A 776-nucleotide genomic window follows, 5' to 3' on the forward strand; every position below is an offset into this window, starting at 1 on the left:
GAAATCCAGTTGTCGCGAAGCCTCGCCAGCCCTGCCTGCTCGAGCTCGTTCATGAGAGATCGAGCCTCCCGATGCTGCTTTGCGAGGCCAGAAGCTCGAGCCTGGCGCCGTTCCACAGTGCTGCCGTGACTGTCAGATCGAGGCCAAGCAAGGTCTGGTTGACGGAGCCGGCGACTGGCAGGGCGATGCCATGCGAATCGTTCGCCGCCTGCCACCAGGCGCCATCCTTCTCGTCCAGCGCGATCGCGCCCGCCGGCAGGAGGATCGGACAGTCGGACAGCCACGGCGCGCCGTCCTGGAAAGCTGCATAGGCGGCCAGCGGATCGCCGGCAGCGTTCGGAGCAAAATCGGGCCAATTGCCGGGCGACGCATCGCCCAGGCGTTCTGCGACCAGTGCGCGAAGCGGAATTCGGGATGGATAGAACACCAGCCTCGCCTTGAAGCGGTCCCCCGGCGCGAAGGCGCCGGAGCGGCGCCCGGCCGAGGCCGGGAAGAAGTCCAGGAGGACGGCAAATCGTGGGATTGGGCTTTTCAGATCGAGCAGCCAGGTCGCGTGGCTGACCAGGCCGTCGCGACGGGCCTCGATCTTCTCACCCAGCACCTCCCAGTCGCTCTCGACCTTGACGGCATCCGGATTGGCAAGGATCTGGTCGCGTGTTTCGGATGTCGAGACCAGGCGCTTCAGCTCGGCATCGTCGGGCGCGGCACGCCAGGCCTTGGCGAGCAGCACCAGCTTACCCAGCTCTCGGATAGCGGCGTCCGGCCGCTCTTCGCTG

At 66.6% G+C, this 776-nt stretch carries 1 pseudogene; it reads right to left on the minus strand.

The features are described 5' to 3' along the window. Positions 1-49: 49 nt before the first annotated feature. A pseudogene (locus tag EOA60_RS35450) lies at positions 50-776 on the minus strand (SWIM zinc finger family protein); the annotation flags it as partial.

Origin of the sequence: Mesorhizobium sp. M1A.F.Ca.IN.020.06.1.1 (genome assembly GCF_004023265.1) — a bacterium.
Lineage (GTDB): Bacteria > Pseudomonadota > Alphaproteobacteria > Rhizobiales > Rhizobiaceae > Mesorhizobium.